The 15264-nt window shown below is 39.8% G+C and carries 18 protein-coding genes; 9 read left to right on the forward strand and 9 right to left on the reverse strand.

Annotated features, from left to right (window positions below):
• Nucleotides 1-35 precede the first annotated feature (35 nt).
• From AC6CHS_RS17215 to AC6CHS_RS17225, 3 genes are read right to left on the reverse strand one after another with little or no spacing between them, the layout of a single operon-like run.
• The gene (locus AC6CHS_RS17215; protein ID WP_498237965.1) at nucleotides 36-1388 is read right to left on the reverse strand and encodes a sensor histidine kinase; all 1353 of its coding nucleotides are present in this window, start codon (nucleotides 1386-1388) and stop codon (nucleotides 36-38) included.
• A complete protein-coding gene (locus AC6CHS_RS17220) occupies nucleotides 1385-2077 on the reverse strand; it encodes a response regulator transcription factor (RefSeq protein ID WP_498237966.1) in 693 nt (230 codons plus the stop codon). The genes AC6CHS_RS17215 and AC6CHS_RS17220 overlap by 4 nt, the downstream gene beginning before the upstream one ends.
• Before the next feature lie 55 nt (nucleotides 2078-2132).
• Nucleotides 2133-2699: a GNAT family N-acetyltransferase gene (locus AC6CHS_RS17225; RefSeq protein WP_498237967.1), complete on the reverse strand. Its 567-nt coding sequence runs from the start codon at nucleotides 2697-2699 to the stop codon at nucleotides 2133-2135.
• Nucleotides 2700-2933: 234 nt separating this feature from the next.
• Between AC6CHS_RS17225 and AC6CHS_RS17230 the strand changes: the two genes are divergently transcribed.
• Entirely contained in the window at nucleotides 2934-3560 is a 627-nt protein-coding gene (locus tag AC6CHS_RS17230; protein WP_498237968.1) for a VOC family protein, read from the forward strand.
• Between the two features lie 58 nt (nucleotides 3561-3618).
• Here AC6CHS_RS17230 and AC6CHS_RS17235 read toward each other — a convergent pair whose 3' ends face one another.
• Nucleotides 3619-3939 carry a thioredoxin family protein gene (locus AC6CHS_RS17235; RefSeq protein WP_036577142.1) on the reverse strand — a complete coding sequence of 107 codons (321 nt, stop codon included), beginning with the start codon at nucleotides 3937-3939 and terminating at the stop codon, nucleotides 3619-3621.
• Nucleotides 3940-3997: 58 nt separating this feature from the next.
• A complete protein-coding gene (locus AC6CHS_RS17240) occupies nucleotides 3998-4825 on the reverse strand; it encodes a DUF368 domain-containing protein (protein WP_498237969.1) in 828 nt (275 codons plus the stop codon).
• A 161-nt stretch (nucleotides 4826-4986) separates the two neighbouring features.
• Between AC6CHS_RS17240 and AC6CHS_RS17245 the strand changes: the two genes are divergently transcribed.
• Nucleotides 4987-5331, forward strand: coding sequence for a PadR family transcriptional regulator (locus AC6CHS_RS17245; protein ID WP_036577140.1), 345 nt, complete (start codon nucleotides 4987-4989; stop codon nucleotides 5329-5331).
• On the forward strand, nucleotides 5318-6004 hold the full coding sequence (locus AC6CHS_RS17250; protein ID WP_498237970.1) for a DUF1129 family protein: 687 nt from the start codon (nucleotides 5318-5320) through the stop codon (nucleotides 6002-6004). The genes AC6CHS_RS17245 and AC6CHS_RS17250 overlap by 14 nt, the downstream gene beginning before the upstream one ends.
• 162 nt (nucleotides 6005-6166) lie before the next feature.
• Here the strand turns inward: AC6CHS_RS17250 and AC6CHS_RS17255 are convergent, their stop codons facing one another.
• Both AC6CHS_RS17255 and AC6CHS_RS17260 read right to left on the reverse strand, forming a co-directional pair.
• The gene (locus tag AC6CHS_RS17255; protein WP_498237971.1) at nucleotides 6167-7330 is read right to left on the reverse strand and encodes a CapA family protein; all 1164 of its coding nucleotides are present in this window, start codon (nucleotides 7328-7330) and stop codon (nucleotides 6167-6169) included.
• 226 nt (nucleotides 7331-7556) lie between these two features.
• Nucleotides 7557-8708 carry a thiolase family protein gene (locus AC6CHS_RS17260; RefSeq protein ID WP_498237972.1) on the reverse strand — a complete coding sequence of 384 codons (1152 nt, stop codon included), beginning with the start codon at nucleotides 8706-8708 and terminating at the stop codon, nucleotides 7557-7559.
• Between the two features lie 166 nt (nucleotides 8709-8874).
• Between AC6CHS_RS17260 and AC6CHS_RS17265 the strand changes: the two genes are divergently transcribed.
• The 6 genes from AC6CHS_RS17265 to AC6CHS_RS17290 all read left to right on the forward strand — a co-directional run bounded on the left by AC6CHS_RS17265 (nucleotide 8875) and on the right by AC6CHS_RS17290 (nucleotide 13258).
• Nucleotides 8875-9597: a 3-ketoacyl-ACP reductase gene (locus AC6CHS_RS17265; RefSeq protein WP_498237973.1), complete on the forward strand. Its 723-nt coding sequence runs from the start codon at nucleotides 8875-8877 to the stop codon at nucleotides 9595-9597.
• 162 nt (nucleotides 9598-9759) lie between these two features.
• A complete protein-coding gene (locus AC6CHS_RS17270; protein ID WP_081779442.1) occupies nucleotides 9760-9918 on the forward strand; it encodes a YfhE family protein in 159 nt (52 codons plus the stop codon).
• A gap of 137 nt (nucleotides 9919-10055) precedes the next feature.
• Complete coding sequence (locus AC6CHS_RS17275; protein ID WP_498237974.1) at nucleotides 10056-10982, forward strand: ABC transporter ATP-binding protein; 927 nt, start codon at nucleotides 10056-10058, stop codon at nucleotides 10980-10982.
• Nucleotides 10975-11937, forward strand: coding sequence for an ABC transporter permease (locus AC6CHS_RS17280; RefSeq protein WP_498237975.1), 963 nt, complete (start codon nucleotides 10975-10977; stop codon nucleotides 11935-11937). The genes AC6CHS_RS17275 and AC6CHS_RS17280 overlap by 8 nt, the downstream gene beginning before the upstream one ends.
• Before the next feature lie 125 nt (nucleotides 11938-12062).
• A complete protein-coding gene (locus AC6CHS_RS17285; RefSeq protein ID WP_498237976.1) occupies nucleotides 12063-12242 on the forward strand; it encodes a hypothetical protein in 180 nt (59 codons plus the stop codon).
• Nucleotides 12243-12394: 152 nt separating this feature from the next.
• Nucleotides 12395-13258 (forward strand): dimethylarginine dimethylaminohydrolase family protein, encoded by an 864-nt coding sequence (locus AC6CHS_RS17290; RefSeq protein ID WP_498237977.1) that lies wholly within the window; start codon nucleotides 12395-12397, stop codon nucleotides 13256-13258.
• 164 nt (nucleotides 13259-13422) lie between these two features.
• Here AC6CHS_RS17290 and AC6CHS_RS17295 read toward each other — a convergent pair whose 3' ends face one another.
• Together AC6CHS_RS17295 and AC6CHS_RS17300 are read right to left on the reverse strand one after the other, a co-directional pair.
• Nucleotides 13423-13695, reverse strand: coding sequence for a YkvA family protein (locus AC6CHS_RS17295; RefSeq protein ID WP_498237978.1), 273 nt, complete (start codon nucleotides 13693-13695; stop codon nucleotides 13423-13425).
• A 292-nt stretch (nucleotides 13696-13987) separates the two neighbouring features.
• On the reverse strand, nucleotides 13988-15118 hold the full coding sequence (locus AC6CHS_RS17300; protein WP_498237979.1) for a PQQ-dependent sugar dehydrogenase: 1131 nt from the start codon (nucleotides 15116-15118) through the stop codon (nucleotides 13988-13990).
• Between the last annotated feature and the right edge of the window lie 146 nt (nucleotides 15119-15264).

The raw sequence follows: 15264 nt of genomic DNA on the forward strand, positions 1-15264 counted from the left end.
TCATACTTTGAAAAATTGGTGAGTAAGATTAGAATTCAATGAGAAAGTGGCAGGGTAAGTAAAAAACTTGTCCCTTTACCTAGTTTACTACTAACCGTGAGTTCTCCATGATGAGCCTCCGTGATGGATCTTGCTATTGCCAGGCCTAGACCTGTTCCACCAGTATCTCTGCTCCTCGCCTTATCTACCCGGTAAAAGCGATCAAATATCCGGCTTTGATCCTTCTGGCTTATTCCTTTTCCGTAATCCTTTACTGTAAGGTCGATTACCGTATCTCTACCTGATAACTCCACTTCAATCTCTCCTTGACTATACTTCAAAGCGTTATCTATTAATATATAAACAACCTGCTGTAGTTGATCAGGTAGTCCCTGAACAATACATTCTTCACTTGTCCGTTTGAATTGGATTTCTCGATCATAAGCTTTTTGAAAGGTTAGGACGGTCTGTTCCACAAGCGGAGTTAGATTCACGTTTTCTTTCTCCCTGTCCTGCTTATTTTTAGCTAATGAAAGCATCTGCTCCACTAGCTTTTGCATTCGATCTGCCTCAGAATCAATTGCTTCTAATGATTCCTTAACAAGCTCCTGATCTCCCGTTCCCCTCCGCTTTAATAATTGGGCATAGCTTTTCACAATCGAAATTGGAGTTTTTAATTCGTGCGAGGCATCCGAGACAAAGACTTCCTGTTTTTCATAGGATTCTTTCAGGAAATCAATCATTTCGTTAAAGGTCATTTCCATTTCGTATAATTCATCTTTTGAACGAGATTCCACATTTATTTTTTTCCATGATGTTTGTTGCATATTCTCGCGCATTGCATAGATCAGTGCCTTGATCGGTTTCAATAAAAACCTGCTGAGTACGTTTCCAGCAATAATAATGGGAATGAGCATAATAATTGAAGCTGCCATTAAAACAAAAAATAGTGTTTGCATTGTCTCTTCAAGAGGAGTTAACTGACTAGAAACCTCTATTGTAACGACCTCATTTGCATGGCTCCCATTACTCCAAATGATGGGCTTTGAAATCACTGCGACGTCTGGGGCATCTTCAGGAGATATGATTTCCTGTTTCTCCGTCTCCGTAAAAATGGGATCACGAAAGGCATAGGTATCATTTAATTCCGTAAGAAATGTCGTCCCCTGTTGATCAATGACCCTTATCATCCCGTTCTGTGGTAAATATGCTTTCATAAATTCATTGGTAGCAGTTGCTGGATCGTTGTTTACCGCCTCTATAATGGTAGAGGTTTGTTCAGCTAATTGTTCTAGTTGGCTGTCTGTTGAAATCTTATAGAAAAGGAAATAGATCGCTGTGTTAACCAGTAAAACAAGAAAAAGGATGAAAATACTGGAAAACAATTGAATTTTTGTCCGAAGCTTCATTTGGACCGATCCTTCACTGTATAGCCAACGCCCCGAACTGTCTGGATATAAGCCTCGTCATAACCTTTATCTATTTTTTGTCTAAGATAACGAATATAAACATCAACTACATTTGTATCTCCATAGTAATCAAAACCCCATACTTGCTCGATAAGTTGCTCTCTTGTTAGTACAATGTTTTTGTTTTTCAGAAGACAAACAAGTAAGTCAAATTCTCGTGGTGTTAAATCAACACTCATTTCCTGCCGCTTCACTTCTCTGCTCCCCATATTCACAGTAAGATCACCGACTTTAAGTAACTCTCCGCTATTGTTTTGGCTAATTGTGGTTCGTAAATGTACTCGGACACGGGCAAGTAATTCCTCAATCTGGAAGGGTTTTGTAATATAGTCATTTGCACCGATATCAAGGCCGCTAACTTTATCATGCACTTCATCTCTTGCTGTTAATAAAATAATCGGCATCTTCTCTCCAGACTTCCGCACTTTTCGTAAGACTTCTAAACCGCTCAGTTTTGGCAGCATGATATCAAGTAAGACCAAGTCCCAGCGCTCTTCCTCCATCTTTTCTAATGCTTCCTTTCCGTCCGCAGCAATTCCTGTTTCATAGTCTTCATACTCCAACTCTAGCTGGAGCACTCTGCTTAGCTTTTGTTCATCTTCTACAATTAAGATTTTAGGCTGCGTCATTGCTTTCACCAGCTTTCAAGTTGGATTCTAGAAAAAGGGCAGTTAAATCCTAGATCTATTTTGTCTTAGCGTAAATACATGTATTCCGTAGTTCCTCGCCATCCACCGCTTTATCCTCACTTTTTAATATACCTTCCAACTGAAAGTGAAGTCTCTCTGGAACAGCACTACTCTGCTTATTTAGTTCATCACAGCGTATTTCTATACGATTAGCTTGCAGCTCCTGGAAGGCAAATTCCGTAAGGCCACTTACTGCCTCCGTCATATATCCATTGCCGCAATATCTCGTATCTAACCAATACCCTATTTCAAACTTCCGAATATCCCAGTTCGGACGATGGAAGCCAGTTGATCCAATTAACGTATTGGTGTCCTTTAAAAAGATGTGCATCCGCATGTCTTCACGTTTGAGGAAATTAATATGCGCATCTCTAACATTAATTTCTGTTTCCTCTAAAGTCTGTTCCCCCTGAGCAAACGGTAACCATTTTTTTAGCTCAGGTTTGCTTGCTTGGATTGCGTCATAAAGGCTCTGCCCATCCCCTGGCTGAGGTATTCTGATGAGGAGTCTTTCTGTCGTTATTTCCTGTGGAAAATCAATAAGCAATGGATGTTTATTCAAGAAGTCCCTCTCCCTTACAAATGAAGTTTTTTCTATTATACTAGATTTATGAAAATTAGAAACATATAAAGTGAAACTAACAATCAGTAGGGTTTTCATTCTTCCCCCACTGATTGTTAGTTGAAAGAATCGGGGTGTTAACGGCCGTTTACTCCCACTAAAAACTCTGTTTCACCTCATGTTTTGAAGTGGGAGTCTTACGAACGGTTGAACCGGGATAAAGGAGGAGTTTCCTTGTTAGCCATCGACCATATTGTCATTACAGCCCATGATCCAAAGAAAGCCGCAGAGGAATTTGGAGCAACACACGGGATAACCGTAGTAAAAGGAGGAAAACACGAAAAGTGGGGGACACATAATTTTCTCGCATATTTTGCTAATAACTGCTATATCGAGTGGATCGGTTTATTTGATAAGCAGCTTGCCTCTCACTCTAACAACCCACTTATCAAGCAGGTAGTTAAAGCATTGGAGGAAAACGAGGAAAAACCAATACAGTATGCTTTACGTACGGAAGATATGGCACAATTTGAAGCGGATTTTAAACAGGATGGGATCCCCTATCATGGCCCAGTTGCTGCCGGAAGAACAAGGCCAGATGGAACGGCGCTTTCTTGGAAAATGCTCTTCCCTGAGCCAGCTACCAAACTTCCCTTTCTAATCGAATGGGAAAGTACAAATATACCAGCTGATACGGCATTAGTTAATGAACAGGAACTTACTCAATTGGAAATTCCATCCCATTATCAAGCAGATGTAGAGAAGGCATTACATCTATCTATATCTAATCATCAATACCAGGCAAAAAACGGGAAAGTTCTATTTCACAGTGAGAAAGCAATCCATTTTACTTTGGAATAATTCTTTGAGGAAGAAAAAACGACCCGGCAGTATAAACTGCGGGTCGTTTCGTTTTAGCCTAACCTAATTGCTGATGCAAAAACTCCGTAACAGACTCTGGTGATTTTGTATAAGCACTATGTTGATGGGCCTTTTTTTCTCCATTTTGGAAAATAAGAATACTCGGAATACCCATTACTTCATATTGTTGGGCAATACCTTTTATTTCATCACTGTTAACTTGATACCACTTATAATTATTGAACTCCTCCATCACGTCTCCGATGAACATGTCCATTCGTTTGCAATCTGGGCACCAATCTGCAAAAAACTTTACAATGACTGGTTCTTCACTTTGAATGATTTCATTAAATTGCTCTTCTGTTGCCAGATGCTCCATTATATTTCACTCCTTCATCATACATACTTTCAGTATAACGTGTTTTAAGATACTTGTCCTATTGTGTGCTTTCGTCCTTGTACTCCACTCTTCCAAGTATATAAGCTGCAAAAAGACCAGCTGCAAATGTCACGACACTTAGGAGGAATAAAGGCGTTGTGGCAGGCACTCCTGGAAATACTACAAAGATCGAACCTATCACAAGCCCGATAATCAATGCAAAGGTACCTGTCCGAAAATGAGTAAGAAAGTAATTAATAATTTTACTCATAAACACTAGGCCAATAACAATTCCCAATCCTGTTACCGCGATAATATCGAAATGGAGATTGCTAATTGCTCCAATAACGGTTGGATAGACACCTAATATAAGGAGCATAAAGGAACCACTAATTCCTGGCAAAATCATCGCACTGCTTGCGATAAAACCAGAAAAGAATAACAATATATATGTTTTTGTATCCATAGTAGTTATGACTGCTGCCTCTCCGGCATTAAGGAAAATCATGGACCCAACTACAATCACACCCACTAGTAGCAGTAATATGTGGCTCCCTTTAAACTTCTGTTTCGCCTCTGCCTTATGAAACAAATAAGGCAGAATCCCAATTATTAATCCCAGAAAAAAGAACTGTGTTGGCCCTGGATAATGTTCAAACAACCACTCTATTAATTTTGCTAACAGCAATATTGCAGCTGCTACACCTATCCCCAGCGGAATTAAAAAGCCAAGTTGTTTTTTCCAGTCTCTACTCATCAAACCATTAATTGCAGCAATTAATCTGTCATAAATACCAAGTAGAACCGCTATCGTTCCCCCACTTACCCCTGGGATCACATCACTTGCTCCCATCATCATGCCTCGATATATGTTTTTCCACTCCATTTTTAAATCTCCCTTTTGCGTTTCAATTTTCTACATAAAATCATCATATCAAATAAGACTTGCAATTTATAGAAAAAGTTTTATACTTAAGGTAAGCTACTTTGTTAAACAAGGTAGTTATTATTTTAACCTCTATATTGTTATACAAGGTAGGTGGTAAATTGTCATTACGCAGTCAATTATTAAAAGGGATTCTGGAAGGTTGTATTCTTTCCATCATAAACATACAGCCAGCCTATGGCTATGAGCTATCCGTTAAGCTCCAGCAATTTGGCTTGTCTGATGTAAGTGAGGGTTCTATCTATCCAATACTGCTTCGTTTACAAAAAGAAAAACTCATCATTGGTGAAATGCGGGCATCGGAATCTGGTCCTAAGCGAAAGTACTATAAGCTTACAGAAAAAGGACAGGAAGCATTACAATTATTTACCCATCATTGGACATTAATTAAGGGACCTGTCGACAATATTATCGAGCAAGGAGGAAAAACAGATGGAAGCAACTGAGATCATTGAGCTAAACAATGAAAAACGCACCAGACTAACAGAGCATAATTTAAAGTATTATGAAGACATGCTGCTTTATATCCGTTTGAACGGCAATAAATCTGAGCAGCAAACAGAAGAGGTCTTGTTGGAAATGCTTGAGCATCTCTTACAAGCACAAGAGGAAGGAAAAACAGCTGAAGAGGTGTTTGGTAATGATCCTAAGGCGTATTGCAAAGAGGTTGTAGAAGAAATTCCAACGGAGAATCGGAAGAATCAAGTATCCTTAATCATGATGGTCATCCTGCAATTTCTCGGCTTTTTTGCTGGCTCTTATGGAATTTTAGGCACTGCGCTCAATTATTTCTTTGATATTGGAAGTGCGCTAACGACTTTTTCCATTGGATCTGGACTCGTAATAGTGGGTATTGATCTGCTACTGCTCGGGGCTTTTATTTTGGCAATTTTAAAATGGATTAAGCAATCTACCTTCTCCAAAAAGGAGACAAAAAATTGGGTAGAATTTTTACAGGTATGGGCTATTAGCACTGCTTTTATCGGACTCATTGTCGTCATACAATTTGTCATGCCGTCATTTGGTAAGGAAGTTAGCATCCCAACATACTATTTAGCAATTTTGGGCGTGATATTCTACGTTTTGTCTTTTCTTATGAGAAGAAAACAAAACTTTTAAACGAGCTAGTACAAAGTAAAAACCGATCGGTTAGGCAGCTCCCCTGAAGTTACACTGGTAGCTAACTTCAGGGGGGGTCGCCTCCAAACCCGCTCGTATTTTTTACAGACATAAGCCCCCTCAAACGTATAATGTAACGTTCAGAGGGGGCCGCCTCGTTTTTTATTCTTCAATAAACTGCAATTCTGGCATCCATTGTGAAAGATGGTCTTTTATAGCGTCATAAGCATTCGAAGCTCCAGCAAGCTCCTTATTAGTTAAATCAAACATCGGCAATACTTGGTAATCCTTAAAATCGGTATAGCTCATAAATGTTGGTAAGAATGCTGGTTCTTCCACTGTGACTTGAGCTTCATCACCCTGACTGGTTTTTCTTATAGAAAACTGCAGCATTCCTCCAATTCGCTGGTAATATTCCTGCTGAGAGGATAAGAAGTTCCCCAGCGAATAGGCAACCAAAGTTTGCTTTCCATTTTCCCCTGTTAGCCATTCTACTGGCTGTAATACATGGGGATGGTGACCAATGATGACATCCGCGCCAAGGTCTGCAGTGTACTGTGCTAATTCCTTTTGCTCCTCATTTGGCATGCGTTCATTCTCTGTACCAAAATGGAGACTGACTATAACAGCATCTGCCTTTTCCTTTGCTACCGCCATATCCTCCGCGATTTTCTCCCTATCTATCCTGTTTACAAGGTAATCCTGTCCCACAGGTGTGGGAATACCGTTTGTCCCATAAGTATAAGAAAGGTAAGCAAGGGAAATACCTTCTTCGGTTTCCTGCACGCGAATATGCTTTTGGTCTTCTTCATCTTTATAAGCACCCGTGTACATCATATCGATCGTTTCCCAATGCTCTATTGCTCGCTGAATTGCTTCTTCTCCACGATCCAATGTATGATTATTGGCAAGCGTTACAGCATCGACACCAACCGCTTTTAATGCATCTCCAACCTCAAAAGGACTGTTAAATTGCGGGTATGTGGACAGGCCAAGTGCTTCCCCACCGATCATCGTTTCCTGGTTTGCAATCGAGACTGTAGGAGCTTGTAAATATTGCTTTACTTGTTGAAGCATCGGTGTAAAATCATAACCACCTTCCGTCTGTGCATCCCGATATACTGGTTCATGGATCAGCATATCCCCAATTGCTGCTACCGTAATACTCGTCTCCATTTTTATATTTTGCTTTTTTTGAATAGCCGAATTATAAGCTATATGATCTTCTGCTGTTTGAACCGACTCTATATTCTGCCCAGCACAACTGACTAGGACTAATAACATCAAAAGCATGATAGGAAAAATACTTATTACTTTATACTTCATTTATTCACCTCTATTAAAATTAAATCCCTCCTTCCCTAGTATACTATTTTTCGGATCTGCTGTACGGAAATCTAGCATTTTTTAGCGTATTTTGTAACATTAAGTAGCCTGTTAATGGGTGGTTTGAAAAGTGGCTTAGCTGTGTTATTTTCGATGAATGCATCTGTTTTAATCTACCTTTCAAGCAAGGTTTAGTTTATTCATTTTCTCAACGCCCTGTTATGCTTTATGGTAGCCTCTCAATAACCGTAGCATTAGCCATCCCCATACCTTCACAAACAGCCAGTAATCCGTACCTTCCTTCCACTCGTTCCAGCTCATGCATTAAGGAGACTAATAGTTTAGTTCCTGTAGCTCCTAATGGGTGGCCAAGCGCAATTGCCCCGCCATTCACATTCAATTTCCCAGGGTCTGCCCCCGTTTCTTCCAACCAGGCAAGTGGCACCGATGCAAAGGCTTCATTTACTTCGTAACGATCCATGTCCTCGATGGTCAGACCCGCCCGCTTTAGTACTTTATCTGTTGCAGCGATCGGCCCTGTCAGCATAAAGGTAGGGTCAGACCCCACAACGGTACGGGCAATAATACGTGCTTTAGCTTTGACCCCAAGTTCCCTCGCCATATCAGCGGACATCAACAAGACAGCACTTGCCCCATCACTCATCTGGCTAGCATTCCCGGCAGTTATCTTTCCATTATCCTTGAATACTGGTTTTAGCTTAGCTAACGCTTCTCTTGTTGTATCTGCTCGAGGGCCTTCATCTATTTTAAATGCATTTGTGTCTCCATTACCTCCTGCTACTTCAACAGGTAAAATTTCCTTATTAAAATTTCCTGACTCTATTGCATTTAAAGCGTTTTCATGACTTTGCAAAGAAAAGGAATCCAGTTGTTCTCTTGTGAAGTTCCAATGGTCAGCGATTTTTTCTGCAGATATCCCCTGGTTCACAATGTCATAGTTAGCAGTCAGACTACTACTAAGCTTTGTTTCTCCGATATTAGAAAACATTGGTGCTCGTGACATACTCTCCACACCACCAGCAATCACAACTTCCATGTCACCTGAGGCAATCGCTTGTGAAGCAAAGTGCACAGCCTGCTGACTTGAGCCACATTGTCTATCAATCGTAACACCAGGTACATGGATAGGAAAACCTGCCATTAAAGCAGCGGTACGGGCTATATTTCCTCCTTGCTCTTTTACCTGTGTGACACAACCCAAAATAACATCCTCTATTAAATCCTTGCTAAGGTTTGCTCTAGAAGTCACTTCACTCAACACAGCTGCTGCCAATTCATCAGATCTCACCTGGGCAAGTGAGCCATTTCTTCTTCCTACAGCAGTTCGGCACCCTGACACGATAACAACCTCTCTCATTCCTTTCCCTCCAATCTGTTATACGATTATTATATCCTCCTTACTCGAACTATGAAAGATAATTATCAAAACCCTCTGAAATATCGCGTGAGGCTAATCGGTAATTTTTGAATCTAGCTAAAACAGCACGTATACTTAACCTATAACAAAGAAAGGATGATCTTTTGTGGGACAGGTGATTAAAGGAAAAATAGCTTATATTACAGGTGCAGGCAGTGGTATCGGAAGGGCTACAGTACTCGAATTAGCAAGTGAGGGAGTCCATGTCGGTTTAATTGCACGGACAAAGAGTAAACTACAAGAAGTAGCAGAAAAGGCTCAACTACATGGTGTGAAAACTAGCATCGCTGTTGCTGATATTTCAAGTCAGGAAGAAGTGGATTTAGCTATTTCTAAGCTTCAGAGAGAACTTGGTACAGCTGACATACTCCTTAACAATGCAGGAATTGGGGCCCATGGGAACATTCTAGAAATGGACCCGGAAACGTGGAAACACACTTTTGAAGTCAATGTGTTTGGAACCTATCATGTTACACGAGCGGTGTTACCAGACATGATAGAAAAAAATCAAGGAGACATTATTACCATTTCATCAAGTAATGGCTTAAAGGCAACTGCTGGTTCTACCTCCTATAGTGCTTCTAAATTTGCTATCCAAGGGATGACAGAGGCCTTAATGCAAGAGGTAAGGCGACATAATATTCGCGTCTTTACTTTGAATCCAAGTCTGGTCGCAACAGAACTTGCCTTTGGTGACAAACTGGAAGAACAAGATAAGGAAAAATATATGCAACCAGAAGATTTAGCAGAATACATGGTGTTCCAGTTAAAATTACACCCTCGTATATTCATCAAACAATCCTTACAATGGGCGACAAACCCATTTTAAAAAAGGCTTAAACAGATACTAATAAGAGGACACCAGAACTATTTGTTTTCACCAATGCTTCGGTTAAGCCAATGTTCTCTAATATATAGCTCGTATGTTTATGTCTGTGTTTTCTAGGGAAAAGATTATAGATAACAATACTTCTAACGAAAGGATGCTAGAATGCGAAATTCACAGTATCAACCAACAAAGGACAAACAGCTATCCGATGCACAAGAAGTGCGTTATGCGAAAGAATTTAAGCAAGCAGATATGGCTGGTGGCTACCGAAAGCCCCGCGTGAAAGAAGCTAAAAGAGAAAATCCAAATTTAAAGAAATAATATCGAGACACCTTGCTGGGGAGGCAAGGTGATTTTTATGTATGACAACACAATTGCCTCACTTATCTTTAACAAAATAAGTGAAACTATCATTATATTAATTCGTATTACTATATAACAGAAGGAGGGATGGTTTGATGTCAAATGTAGCAATGGAGTTACAAGATGTCAGAAAATCAATTGGCAAAAAAGAAATCATTAAAGGACTAACTTTCTCCATTTATAAAGGGGAAGTTTTTGGCTTTATCGGACCAAACGGTGCAGGAAAAACAACTACCATCCGGATGATGGTCGGTTTAATGGAATTAAGTCATGGGGATGTTCTCATTCTTGGAAATAGTATAAAGCATGACTTCAAGAATGCCATTCGTGAAGTAGGTGCTATTGTAGAAAACCCTGAAATGTACCCGTTTATGACAGGTTGGCAAAACCTAATGCACTATGCACGTATGATACCAGGCATTTCAAAAGAACGTGTACAAGAAGTAATTAAACTGGTGGGGCTTGAAAAACCAATAAAAGAGAAAGTTGGCAAATACTCTCTTGGTATGCGTCAGCGTTTAGGAATCGCACAAGCCTTGCTTCACAGCCCTTCCATTTTAATATTAGACGAACCTACTAATGGGTTAGACCCAGCAGGAATTCGGGAGATTCGCCAGTACATAAGACGCCTAGCAGCAGAAGAAAATGTTGCAGTCATTATTTCCAGTCATTTACTTTCTGAAATTGAGTTAATGTGTGACAGGATTGGGATTATTAAAAATGGAGAACTGATCGCTACCCAGACTGTGCAGGATACAAATACAACTGAAACTCAAGATATAATTCAGGTACAAATGCAAGTATCCCCAATGAAGCAGGCAGTTGATGTATTAAAAACAGATCATGCGCTTGAGGCTAAATCAGAGGGGGAGACACTTCTTTTCCAAACTGAAAAAGAAAAAATACCTGAGATTGTTCGCAGCTTTGTCCAACATGATATAGCTATATACCAGGTAAATTCGTCAAAATCCAGCCTTGAGGATAAATTCTTTGACTTGATTGGAGAGAATACGATTGAATAATTTTTTTAAACTTGTTTACAATGAGCTATTCAAGATCTATATACGAAAATCCACGTGGGCAATGTACATTATCCTTGCCGGGATCATTATTGGCGTAGGTTTTTTGAGTAATATAGATGAATTGAGTTCTAAACAATACAGTGACGATAACTGGAGAGAAACCTTAGAAGAAGAAAACCAGAAACTTACAAAAGAAATGGAGGACGCAGGAGAAGACGGTATTTTTTATGATATGAATTCTAATATAATTGCGGAAAATAATTATTATCTAGAAAATGATATTCAGCCAGATGGTTATGGCGCCATGCAATTTGTATTAGAAAATCAACTACTACTGTCTCTTGTTAGCTTGCTCACCATAATAATTGCAGCTGGGATTGTTGCTAATGAATTCCGTTGGGGAACAATAAAGCTATTGTTAATTCGTCCGATTACAAGGACCAAGGCATTGCTATCTAAATATGCTGCAGTAATCCTGTTTGCCTTTTTCACCTTGCTGTTTGTGCTGCTATTCTCATACATTATTGGTTTGATTTTCTATGGGTTCGGCTCATTCAATCCACATATGCTGGTAGACGATGGAAGTGGACTTGCATACGTCTCCGTTATAAGCGAAATTGTTCCGGCATACGGCTTTAAGCTAGTAAACTTAGTTATGATGGCTACTTTTGCGTTTGCAATCTCAACAATATTCCGTAATAGTGCTCTTGCCATTGGGGTTGCCATATTCCTTATGATGGCAGCGAATCCGATTATGTTATATTTCTCTGATCGGGCATGGGCGAAGTTCATTTTATTTGCTAACACGGACTTAAGTCAATATACTGCTGGGAGCACGCCTTTCATGGAAGGCATGACACTCGGCTTTTCCATAACTGTGTTAATCGTTTATTATCTCCTATTTATGGCTCTATCTTGGGCATTCTTTACAATACGGGATATAGCCGGGCAATAAAGTGAAACTTCTTACGGACGGTTGCACTTGGGTAAAAATTTTAATTCACTTTCCTTCAAGAAGTTTAAGTATTAGAATGAACCTATAGTATGTAATAATTTTCCTAAACTCTAGGGGTGTTATGCGTGAAACGATATTTAACTGCTTTCTTTCTTGGTATTAGTGCCATTATTCTCATCATTGGACTACGTATTGATGTCCAGTGGAATGGGATTGTTTCCTGGGGGCTCTCTTTTATATGCCTATTATTTGCAGCATATTTCACCAAGTATATCCCAGAAGAGAAGAAAAGTAGAAAACCGTAATATGGAAGGAGACTGCCTAATCGCAGTCTCCTTTTTTTATCTTTGTGTAAAAAATAGGGATGTAAATACCAGTTCTAAGATTGCTAAGCTGGTTTATAAAATAACCTAGAGGGAAAAGAAATACAAAAAGGATTTTTAACGGGGGATGAAAGATGATGACAAGTATACCAGCAAAAGAACAAACTAACATGATTAGCTGTAATAGTGAATATGATGAACTGCAAAAGGTGGTAGTAGTACCTCCAGAGCACATGAAGATAAAAGAAGCTATTAATGAGACACAACGCTACTTTCTAAAAGAAAACATTGACCAGTCTAGAGCTTTAAGACAACACCAGCAATTTGTCAATGTGTTAAAGAAAGCAGGTATAGAAGTAATCAGCCTCCATCCCAGTCAAGATCTTAACGAACAGGTTTTCACAAGAGATATCGGCTTTACCATTGGTGATACATTATATGTTTCAAAAATGGAGGAAGCATTACGCAAACCCGAAAAAAAGGTTCTAATAAATTGGCTGGAAACAAACCAGTATAGCTATGAGGATATATTCTCCGATTCTATTGAAGGAGGAGACGTTCTGGTAGATGGACAGGATATTTGGATTGGGAGGAGTAATCGCACCTCTGATAAGGCAATTCAAACACTAAAAGACCACTTACCGACCTACAACGTGATGCCAATTACATTGGATGATGAAATTCTTCATCTCGACTGTGTTCTAAATATTGTCAGCCCTGATACAGCATTAATTTATTCCAAGGCAGTTGACTCCGTTTCCCGCAAACGATTACGAAAGAAGTATCACTTAATAGAAGTGTCAGACGAAGAACAATTTAACATGGGGCCAAATGTACTCTCGATTGGTGGAAACCAAGTCATCAGTCTTCCTGAAAATAAACAGGTTAATAAACAATTACGAGAGGCTGGATTCACTGTGCGTGAGGTTCCCTTCTCAGAAATCATTAAATCTGGAGGTTCCTTTCGCTGCAGTACCTTACCACTTAAAAGAAAATAAATTAGAAAAACTCGCATTCGCTCGTCCTTTAGCGAATGTGAAAGTTTTTCTTATACTTGGAACTTCAAAATTTTCACTACGTTGTCACTGCTTCCTTGCTAAAATTTTATACATTCCTAACGTGGAAACAAAAGGACACACCGATATCAAATCGGTGTGTCTCTTTATAAAGAATACTTCTCTCTTAATGATGCTGGGGCTGACTTCACCATTCTCTCTAGGATAAACAATGCTACTGTGATGTCATCAATGAAGCCCAGTCCAAGTATAAAGTCGGGAATAATATCGAAGGGAAAGAAAATATAGCCAAGCGCTATTCCTGCATATAAGAACTTCTTGCCCTTACCGACTTGATTGGTTAGAAAATAGTCCCTAAGAAATGGAATAAACTTCTTAAATTGAAAAATAAATTTAAATCGTTTAATAGAGCGAATCACCACTTCACCACCTATATATCCAGTTTTCCCTCTTCATACGTAAACCAATCCATATATTTCTTACCCAACTAATCGGCAGTTAATAAACCGATCCAAGTGTATGCCCAAACTAACCGGATTAGTGGGTGATTAAATTACCAGAAAATCACCGATTGAGTTCTCCCTAGTCGTACCGTACTTTTTTGTAAGTCCCTTCTCAGATGGAAGCATCGAAGCTGTTGGCCAAACGTTTGTTTGAATACTTTTCACATAACATGCATATATGCAGAGCTTTCAGTAAAACAAACTTTTATTATGATTCGTGAAGTTGGTTAGTAGGAAGCTTTAGGAAAAATAGCTGGTCATCTTCTTCAGACGGCGAGCCTCTGCCATCTGTGTTATTTGTAATAAAATATAGCCCACCGTCATCGGCATACACATCCCTTATTCTTCCGAAATCAGACAAAACCGTACTGATTGTCTCGTTTTTAGGATTAAACCACTTTAAGCTTTGCCCACTCAGGGTCGCAAAGAAAAAACTACCATGCAAATTTGTCATTCCAGATGGCGCCCATGTCTCTTCACCAGAATGAGCAAGAGGTGTTACCATCTCTCCTTCAGTTTCATCCCCTTGTATCACTGGCCATCCATAATTTTCTCCAGGCTTAATTAAATTTATTTCATCATGTGCATTGGATCCATGTTCGGTAGCGTATAGGGAACCAGCTTCATCCCAAGCCATCCCTTGCGGATTACGGTGCCCATAGGAATAAATATAAGAGTCTTGAAAAGGGTTGTCTTCAGGTACACTCCCATCAGTATTTATCCGCAAAATTTTTCCCGCTAGACTCTCTACATCCTGAGCATTTTTGGGAACAGACGCATCACCTGTTGTGGCATAAAGTTTTTCATCTGGCCCTATTTTTATCCTTCCTCCTTGATGCACCTGCCCTCCGGGAATTCTATCAAGAATAGTAGATACTTCGTGCCATGCCTCTTCTCTTTCTTCAAGTTCAATGACACGCTGGTAGTAAGTTCCGTCCTGCTCATAAGAATAATAGGCATATGCAATTTTCCTTGAAGAAAAATCCTCCGGAAAGACAATGCCGAGCAACCCGGCCTCTGGCTGTTGGGAAAGATCTCTTTCGAACTCAACAGGCTTTCGAGTTTGCCCACTCTTTGTAATGGTGACAATGGCACCAGGACGCTCGCTAACATACAAATTCCCATCATGCTTCTCGATTGCCCATGGCGCTTCTAAGTCTGGGGCTACTTGCTCTATGTTTTCCATTTCATTACCGGCATTTTCATTCTCTCCCGCCTCCCCTGACGTTTCTTCAGCAGGTTGCTCTGGCTCAGTGGATTCGGGGGTCTTTTCTTCCTTCGCACAGGCCGTAAGTATTACGAAACACATGAACATAATAGCAATTCCAGTAAATCGCATAGGGTGAGCCTCCTTTCTATTTTACCTTTATTAGTTGCCTTCCTTACTTCATCCTAAACCAGTTGATTAAAAGGCTATCCACGGTTATGTAGCGGTAACATCGCTCCTCTGGTTGATTGAATGCACACAAATCACAAAACTATTTT

It is taken from the genome of Oceanobacillus sp. GQ8, assembly GCF_059758495.1.